Source organism: Janthinobacterium sp., from assembly GCF_009923995.1.
GTDB lineage: Bacteria > Pseudomonadota > Gammaproteobacteria > Burkholderiales > Burkholderiaceae_D > Janthinobacterium.
This window is the reverse complement of sequence record NZ_RFSK01000021.1, coordinates 76455-84581: the sequence shown is the minus strand read 5'-3', so window position 1 is coordinate 84581 and position 8127 is coordinate 76455. Positions and strand designations below refer to the sequence as shown.

The window sequence follows — 8127 nt, the reverse complement described above, 5'->3', positions numbered from 1 at the left end:
AATGGCCATATGGCCATTGGTGCTTTTTATTTTTCAGGCCATTCCGTGGTTTTTAATGATTCAGATGCTCAGGATGCGTGTGTTGTAAAGAAAAACTGCTTGCGGCAGGAAAATTGAATATTCTATTTTCCCGAAAAAATCAAGGGAACCGATACTGTTTGCGTAGAAACCGGATTTTTGATTCATCTTGCCCGGCAATTGGTCGGTTCATTGATATTTCATTGAATAAGATTGCATGGGAAAACGGGCGGAGTTGCTTTCATGATACATTTCTATTTTTGAATTGGATGTCAATTCATTAAAATTACATGCGACTTATCCTGTCAGGTGACGCAAGGCATGCCGCTTTTTTCTATGGGAGGCTGATGGCTCTGGAGGCGCGCTGTGCGGCCTGAATTCATGAATTTTTCACATTGAGGAAATTGAATGAAGAAATATGCTTTGTTGTCTTGTTTGTTAATGGCCGGCAGTGTGCATGCGGCATGGGTGCCGCGGGTAACGGCCGTGACGTACATCGCCACTGTCCATTACGCAGGCGGCAGTGTCGCCTATTCAGAGAAGCGGATGGACCAGGGGCCGGTAACCAGATTTGCGGATCAGATTACCAATGGTCCCTATAGCTTGGAAAAAACGCTGAATACTTTTCTGAAACAGCAGGCGACAAATAACGGCGCGCAGTTCTACTCCGGAAAAGTGACAGGCAGCTTGCTGTTTACGCTGGCACCTGCGGCGGATGGTACCGTCGGTATTACGGTGCAGGCGCCACGCTATCAAACTTTGATGGGATATTCCGGTAAAAGATATGGCATCAGTTTCCGTTGCACTAATAGCGCAGCCATCGACAATTTGACCATCAATGCACAGTTGGGATCTCCGCAAGGCTCGGGCCAGATATTGCCAGGAATGGGAGTTTCAGGGAATCCCTCGTCGTCGACCGATTGCGATTCCAATCTTGGCTGGATATTACCAGTGATCGGAGACTACATTGTGAATCTTGGTAGTTCCAAGATTGACGACGCGATCGTCGCTGGCTTGAATCAAACCATCTCCGGTGTCGCGACTCCGTTTTTCAAGCGTGATCAGAACTATCTGACTGCACTCAATAATCTGATACCGCGAGATAAATCGGTGTCCTTGCCTGGCGGCGGAAGTTTTCCTATCGGCCAATACGTGCAGGATAATCTGCCTTATTTGCTGGCAAACAGCAAAATCACCATGCAGATAGATAAAGGTGTCGTCTTGTCTGATTTGACTGACGAGACCAAGTGGTCCGCTACCGCCAATATCGTGAAGTTGACGCTGACTTCGCCGGCCATTTCATTTTCTGTCGATTTGCAGGAACAAGACGATTTGCAGTGGGTTTGGGATAAGAAGTGCGGCGGAAAATACGGAACCGACTGTAACATTCCGTGATTGGATCTGACGGTTAAGTGGTTCCAGTATCACATCATGGCGAGCCATGATGTGATACTGATGAGGCTTGATGTGGACGGTTACTGGAACGCCACCTCGGCAAAGCTGCGCAATTTGCGGCTGTGCAGCCGGTCCACGCCCTGGCGGCGCAGCAGTTCCACGGCGCGGATGCCGATGCGCAGGTGCTGGTCGACGCGTTCGCGGTAGAAGTGGTTGGCCATGCCGGGCAGCTTGATTTCGCCGTGCAGGGGCTTGTCGCTGACGCACAGCAGGGTGCCGTAGGGCACGCGGAAGCGGAAGCCGTTGGCGGCGATCGTCGCGCTTTCCATGTCCAGGGCGATGGCGCGGCTCTGGCTGAAGCGGCGCTCCGGCGTGCGCTGCGGCAGCAGTTCCCAGTTGCGGTTGTCCGTGCTGGCCACCGTCCCCGTGCGCATGATGTGTTTCAGATCATGCCCCGTCAGCTGGGTGATTTCCGCTACCGCCGTTTGCAGCGCCTGCTGGATTTCCGCCAGCGGCGGGATCGGCACCCACAGGGGCAAGTCTTCGTCGAGCACGTGGTCTTCGCGCACGTAGGCGTGCGCCAGCACGTAGTCGCCCAGGCTTTGCGTGGTGCGCAGGCCGGCGCAGTGGCCCAGCATCAGCCAGGCGTGCGGGCGCAGCACGGCGATATGGTCGGTGATGGTCTTGGCGTTCGCCGGTCCCACGCCGATATTGACCATGGTGATGCCGCTGCCGTCCGCGCGCAGCAGGTGGTAGGCGGGCATCTGCGGCAGGCGCGGCGGGGCGGCGCCCAGCGCATCCTCGCTTTCCACCGTCTGTCCCACGCGGCGGGTGACGACGTTGCCCGGTTCGACGAAGGCGACATAGCCGTCGTCGTCCGATGGCGCAGCGGCGTCGGGCGCACGGTCCATCATGGCGTGGCCCAGGCGGATGAATTCGTCGATATAGAACTGGTAATTGGTAAACAGGACGAAGTTCTGGAAGTGCTGCGGCGAGGTGCCGCTGTAGTGGCGCAGGCGCTGCAGTGAATAGTCCACGCGCGGACCCGTGAACAGGGCCAGCGGCTGCGCTTCGCCGTGCGCCGGTTCGTGCGTGCCGTTGGCGATGCCGTCGTCCATGGCCGACAGGTCGGGCAGGTCGAACAGGTCGCGCATGGCCAGGCGGCGGCCCGCATCCATATTGCCTTCGATATGGTCATGCTCGGCGAACGAGAAATGCACGGGAATCGGCTGCGCGCTGACGCCCACTTCCAGCAGCACCTTCTGGCCCCGGTTATGGTTTTTCAGCAGCAGGGTGAACTGGTCGAGATAATAGTCGCCAAACAGGTCGGGGCGGGTCAGGGTGGTTTCAAACACCCCGGGACCGGCGACGAAACCGTAGGCCAGCGGCGAATCGGCGCGCGCCACGGTGTCCGTCTGGATGCGCACGAAGGGGTAGCAGGCGCGCACGCGCTCGTGCATGTCTTCGCCGGCGACAAAACGTTGCAGCGCATCGCGCAAGTGTTCGATGCTGCTGCGGTAGATGGCTTGCACTTGGGCCAAAGCCAGGCGTGGATCATCAAAACGGGCGGAGGCAATGAAGGGGGGCGTAAGCAAGCGATTTCTCCTTGAGTGTTTCGTGCATACCATTGTAAGGCAGCAAGGGAACTCGTGTTGCCTGCGTTTGCACGCCGGCCGGGGTGCTTGACGAAAGCAAATAGAATCTGTATTCTATTTGGATGGTCAGACTTGCTAAATTCAACGAAAACAACTTCATCGACAGCGCGATCGCCGTCGCCGCCCAGTGCGGCGTGGCGGCCGTGTCGATGGCCGCCATCGCCGTCAAGGCCGGCGCGCCCATCGGTTCCGTGTATCACCGCTTCGATTCGCGCAACGCCATCCTGGCGCGCGCCTGGCTGCGCGTGAAGAGCGACTTCCGCGAGGAAGTGGCCAGCCGCTGGCTGGGCGGCGACACGTGGGCCGGCGTGCACGGCTTGCTGGACTGGTGCCGGCGCAAGCCCGTGTACGCGCGCTTCCTGCTGCAATGCGCGGACAGTCCCGACTTCAACGGGGGCCTGAGCGAAGAACTGGCCGCCGCCGTGGAGGAAGAGCAGGCGGCGCTCGACGCCTGCTTCGCCCGCTGCGCCGCCTCCATGCCCGCCACCACGGAGCTGGACCTGGATCACATGCTGCTCAAATTCGTGCTGATCGACGCCCCCGTGGCCGTCGTCAAGCCTTACCTGACGCAGGAGCGGCCGATACCGGCCAGCGTCGACGCCATGCTGCGCGCCTCGCACGATGCCGTGCGCGGCTGGGCCGCCCACACCACCACACACTAACAAAGAAAAGAATCCCCATGCGCTATTCCACCCAGCTTGAACACGGCAAGAAAATCCCCCTGCACGATGAAGAAGGCTTCATCGGCATGCGCGCGGCCGGCCGCATCGCCGCCGACACGCTCGACTACATCACGCCTTTCGTCAAACCGGGCGTCTCGACGGCCAAGCTCGACGCCCTGTGCGAAGAATTCATGCGCGCCGCCGGCGCCATCCCCGGCACCATCGACTACCACGGCTACAAGCACGCCAGCTGCATCTCCGTCAACCACGTGGTCACGCACGGCATCCCGTCGGACACCAAGATTCTGAAAGTGGGCGACATCCTGAACATCGACGTGACGCCGAAGTTCAACGGCTGGTTCGGCGACACCAGCCGCACATTCAAGGTGGGCGCCGTCTCCATCCTGGCCAATCGCCTCGTCAACACGGCATATGACGCCATGATGGCCGGCATCCACACCGTGCGTCCGGGCGCGACCCTGGGCGACGTGGGCGCCGCCATCGAAGCCGTGGCCAAGGCGCAGGGCTTTTCCTCCGTGCGCGACTTCTGCGGCCATGGCGTGGGCCAGGTCTTCCACGACACGCCGCAAGTGCTGCACTATGGCCGCGCCGGCACGGGCATCGTGCTCGAACCGGGCATGATCTTTACGATTGAACCGATGCTCAACGTGGGCAGCTACCAGGTCAAGGTCTTGCCGGACAAATGGACGACGGTGACGAAGGACCGTTCGCTGTCGGCGCAGTTCGAGCATTCGCTGGCCGTGACGGAAACAGGCTTTGAAATCTTCACCCTGACCGGTTTGCCGGACCCGCTGGTCTGACCATGGAGGCAGCCAGTTCCAGCCTGACGCGGCGCCTGCTGGACAGGCACCGGCATGGGCCGGAGGACGCGCTGCAGCAGGTGGCGCTGGCCGTCCTGCAGCAGGAAGGCATCCGCGACGACAGCGTGCTGCGCGCGGAGCGCATCGCGGCCCTGGCGCCGCCCGTCGCCGCCATGGTGATGCTGGCCGGGTGGCTGGCCTACGTGGACTGGGAGGGCTTCGACAGCGCCCTGTACGCGAATATCGACGCGGTGGCGGCGCTGATCGCCGGCCAGCTGCACTTGCCGGAAGTGGCGGGCAATTTGCTGCAGGCGCGCGACGCGGCGCTGTTCGCGGCGCAGCGCCCGACGCTGGCCCGGGCATCGGTCGCGTTCATCGAACGCCATATCGCGCTCTTTCCACGGTAGCGGCCTGGGTCTTACAATGGCGGCAAGCACTGTTGCCCCATTTTGAAGACTTCCGCATGAGCGATTTTCCCGAAGATATCTACACCGAGCCGTCCGCCGACGTGCACACCCTGAACAACCTGGGCCCCCTGACCGGCATGGCCGGCATCTGGACCGGCACGCGCGGCCTGGACGTCAAGCCGAAGGCCGATGGTCCGCGCAAGCAGGCCTTCGTCGAGCGCATCGAGCTGCAGCCGATCGACCCTGTCACCAACGGCCCGCAGCTGTTCTACGGCCTGCGCTACTACATCCACATCACCAAGCCGGATCAAGTCAAAACCTACCACGAACAGGTGGGCTACTGGCTGTGGGAGCCGGCCACGGGCGCCGTGATCCAGACCCTGGCCATCCCGCGCGGCCAGATCGCCATGGCGTCCGGCACGACGACGGCGGACGCCACCAGTTTCGAGCTGGTGGCCAAGCGCGAGTCGACGGCCTATGGCATCTGCTCGAACCCCTTCCTGGAACACGCCTTCACCACCGTCGAGTACCGCATCAAGGTCGACATCCACGCGGACGGCACCTGGGGCTACGACGAGGACACGGTCATGCTCATCCGCGGCAAGGACGAACCATTCCACCACACGGATCGCAACCTGCTGACGAAAATCGGCGAGCCGACGCCGAACCCGATGGCCTTGCAGGCGCTGGCCGCCGCCGCAGCAGCTTAAGGCTGTCCCTGTGCCACCGCCTTGATGGCGCGCTCCTCGCCCATGGCGGCGGCGATCTTCCAGCGCTGCATGGCGCTGGCGCGGTCCGGGCGTTTCAGGCCCGCGCCTTCCCAGTCCATCAGTCCCAGGTTGTAGATATCGCCCGCGCTGCCCTTGTCGGCGGCCAGGGTGAACCATTTGCGTGCTTCCTTGTGGTTGACGGGCATCTGGTAGCCGCGCACGTTGTACAGGCCCAGCAGATGCATGGCTTGCGCATTGCCCTTGCCGGCCGCCTGTTTCAGCAAGTCCAGCCCGCGCGCCATGTTGCGCGGCTCTTGCCAGCCTTCGGCCAGCATCACGCCCTTCGCCGCCAGCGCGTAGCTGTCGCCCTTGACGAGTCCCTTGCCGATCAGGGGCTTGGCCGCCGCCTGGCGCGCTTCGCGCTGCTGCGCCGTGGGGGCCGTGACGGGGCCGCCCTGGCCTTCGCCCATCAGCAGCATCCAGCCATACAGGCCATACGCGCCGGCGTCGCCCTTGCCGACCAGGCTTTCCAGCATGGCCAGCGCCTGCACCTTGTCGCCGTTTTCATACAGCTTGACGGCTTTGGCGCTGCTTGCATCCGGCGGCACGGCGGCCGGCGCATGGGGCGCCACCGGCACCGAGGCCATGGCTGCCTGCTGTGGCGGGGCAGGGGCGCGCACGCGCACGGGCAAGGCGTAGCTGGCGGCCAGCACGGCCAGGCTGGCCGGGGCCAGGACCAGGACCTGGGCCAGCTGGTTGCGGCGGCCCTTGCCGGCGATCTGCATGGCGCGCAGCGCCTGCTGCTCGCCGCCCAGCGCCTCGCTCAGCACGGCCTTCACCCTGCGGTTGAACAGCCAGTAGCCGGCACCCGTGACGAGCAGGCCGGCCAGCGCCGCCATGCCGCGTCCGGCGAAGAACCAGGTGGCGATGGCGGCAGCCAGCGCGGCCAGCGCGCCCTTCCACCAGAACTGCTTGGCCAGCCGCGTGTAGACCTGGCGCAGGGCGCCCAGCACGCAGGTGCGCACATTGCTGGCATACTCGGCGGAGACGACATCGACGTGCGCGTGGTCCGCGTCGCCGCTGAGCACCGCTTCGATCACGTCCGCATTCAGTTCCGAGGCGGCCACGTCGCGCAGCGGCGTCAATAGCCCTTGCACGTGGGCCGAGAACAGGCCATCGTCGGCGCTGCCGGCCAGCGCGTCGCTGAGGGCCTTGAGGTCGCCGCGCAGCAGCTTTTCCACGATGTCGTCCAGGGTCAGCCAGCGCAGGTCCGTGCCGTACGCCACCAGCTGGTGCTTTTCCCCGTTGCACGCGGCGTCCAGGCGCACGATGCGCAGCTTGGCCGCATACAGGGCGTCGACCTCCTGCGGCTGGTCCTCATTGTAAATGCTCACTTTCGCCAGGGCGAGGCTGCTGGCAATCGCCGCCAGTGAGTGCACGCTCTCCTTGTCGCGGATGCGGCGCGCGTCGTCGGGCGCCTGCTTGGGCAAGCTGACGCTGTAGCCGGGGGCCACGTGCACGTCGATCCACGCCGCCTTGCCCACCTTGCCGGAACCGTCGCAGGGGTTGCAGAGCAGGTCGCCGACGCCGCTGCAGGTGCGGCAGGTGATGCTGCCGCTGGCGCGGCAGGTGCCGCAATTGATGTTGCCGGAGCCGTGGCAGCTGTTGCACGTGACCTTGCCGAAACTGCAATGGTAGCAATTGCGGTGTTCGGTGCGGTATTGCGTGCGCGTTTCGCTGTGGTAGCTGGTGTGCGAGCTGCCGTTGCTGTAGGTGGTAGTGGGCACTTGCACCGTCACGTAATCGGTGACTTGCTCGGCCACCGTGCCGCTGCCGCTGCAATACGAGCACGATACCTTGCCGCTGCCGTAGCAGCCGTAGGCGTCGCAGCTGACGGTGCGCCCGCCGTGGCAGCTCCAGCACGTTTCCGTCGTCGCGCCGTGGCAGGTGTGGCAGCCGATGCGGCCGCGGCCAGTGCAGTTGCTGCAGGTGTCCAGGTGCCAGTGCTTGACGGCGTGCGGCAGGTAGACGCCCGCCGCGACGCCGTTGTAGGCGTGGCCCGGCTGGCGCAAGGCATTGTCCAGCTTGGCCGCCGCGCGGCGCAGGCGCTCCTTTTCCTGCGCGTGAGCGAGCGCTCCCACTTCATGCGCGCCGCAGCGGCAGTCGCCGCCCGACGGGGCGAAGTAGCCGTTGATGACGCGCTGCTCGAAGCGCGCTTCCAGCGCGTAGTTGGCTTGCAGCGAGAATTCCTGCAGCACGTCTTCCTCGGCCAGCGGCGTGATGTCGTGCGGCTCGAAGCGCGTCTTGTCCTGCACCAGGGTGCGCAGCTTGCCCAGCACGGTGGGCGCGTCCGCTTTCTCCAGGCGGATGGGCGCCGGCGCCGCCACGGCCGTCTCTGTTACCGGAGGCGCATCCTCGCTGCCTGGGGTTTCACGGGCCGTTTCAGTGCTGGCATTCAT

The 8127-nt window shown here is 63.4% G+C and carries 7 protein-coding genes; 5 read left to right on the top strand and 2 right to left on the bottom strand.

Annotation, left to right across the window (positions count from 1 at the left end):
* The first annotated feature begins 426 nt into the window (after nt 1-426).
* Nucleotides 427-1413, top strand: coding sequence for a hypothetical protein (locus EBS11_RS13020; RefSeq protein WP_290603381.1), 987 nt, complete (start codon nt 427-429; stop codon nt 1411-1413).
* Between the two features lie 80 nt (nt 1414-1493).
* Here the strand turns inward: EBS11_RS13020 and EBS11_RS13015 are convergent, their stop codons facing one another.
* Entirely contained in the window at nt 1494-3041 is a 1548-nt protein-coding gene (locus EBS11_RS13015) for an AMP nucleosidase (RefSeq protein WP_290603380.1), read from the bottom strand.
* Nucleotides 3042-3130: 89 nt separating this feature from the next.
* Between EBS11_RS13015 and EBS11_RS13010 the strand changes: the two genes are divergently transcribed.
* Genes EBS11_RS13010 through EBS11_RS12995 form a run of 4 tightly spaced genes read left to right on the top strand, consistent with a single transcriptional unit; the run spans nt 3131 to nt 5668 of the window.
* Nucleotides 3131-3730 (top strand): TetR/AcrR family transcriptional regulator, encoded by a 600-nt coding sequence (locus EBS11_RS13010; RefSeq protein ID WP_290603379.1) that lies wholly within the window; start codon nt 3131-3133, stop codon nt 3728-3730.
* A gap of 17 nt (nt 3731-3747) precedes the next feature.
* Nucleotides 3748-4551, top strand: a complete 804-nt coding sequence (gene map, locus EBS11_RS13005; RefSeq protein WP_290603378.1) for a type I methionyl aminopeptidase — start codon at nt 3748-3750, stop codon at nt 4549-4551.
* A 2-nt stretch (nt 4552-4553) separates the two neighbouring features.
* Nucleotides 4554-4958 carry a hypothetical protein gene (locus EBS11_RS13000; RefSeq protein WP_290603377.1) on the top strand — a complete coding sequence of 135 codons (405 nt, stop codon included), beginning with the start codon at nt 4554-4556 and terminating at the stop codon, nt 4956-4958.
* A 56-nt stretch (nt 4959-5014) separates the two neighbouring features.
* On the top strand, nt 5015-5668 hold the full coding sequence (locus EBS11_RS12995) for a heme-binding beta-barrel domain-containing protein (RefSeq protein WP_290603376.1): 654 nt from the start codon (nt 5015-5017) through the stop codon (nt 5666-5668).
* Here EBS11_RS12995 and EBS11_RS12990 read toward each other — a convergent pair.
* A complete protein-coding gene (locus EBS11_RS12990) occupies nt 5665-8127 on the bottom strand; it encodes a hypothetical protein (protein WP_290603375.1) in 2463 nt (820 codons plus the stop codon). The two genes, EBS11_RS12995 and EBS11_RS12990, sit on opposite strands and share 4 nt — an antisense overlap.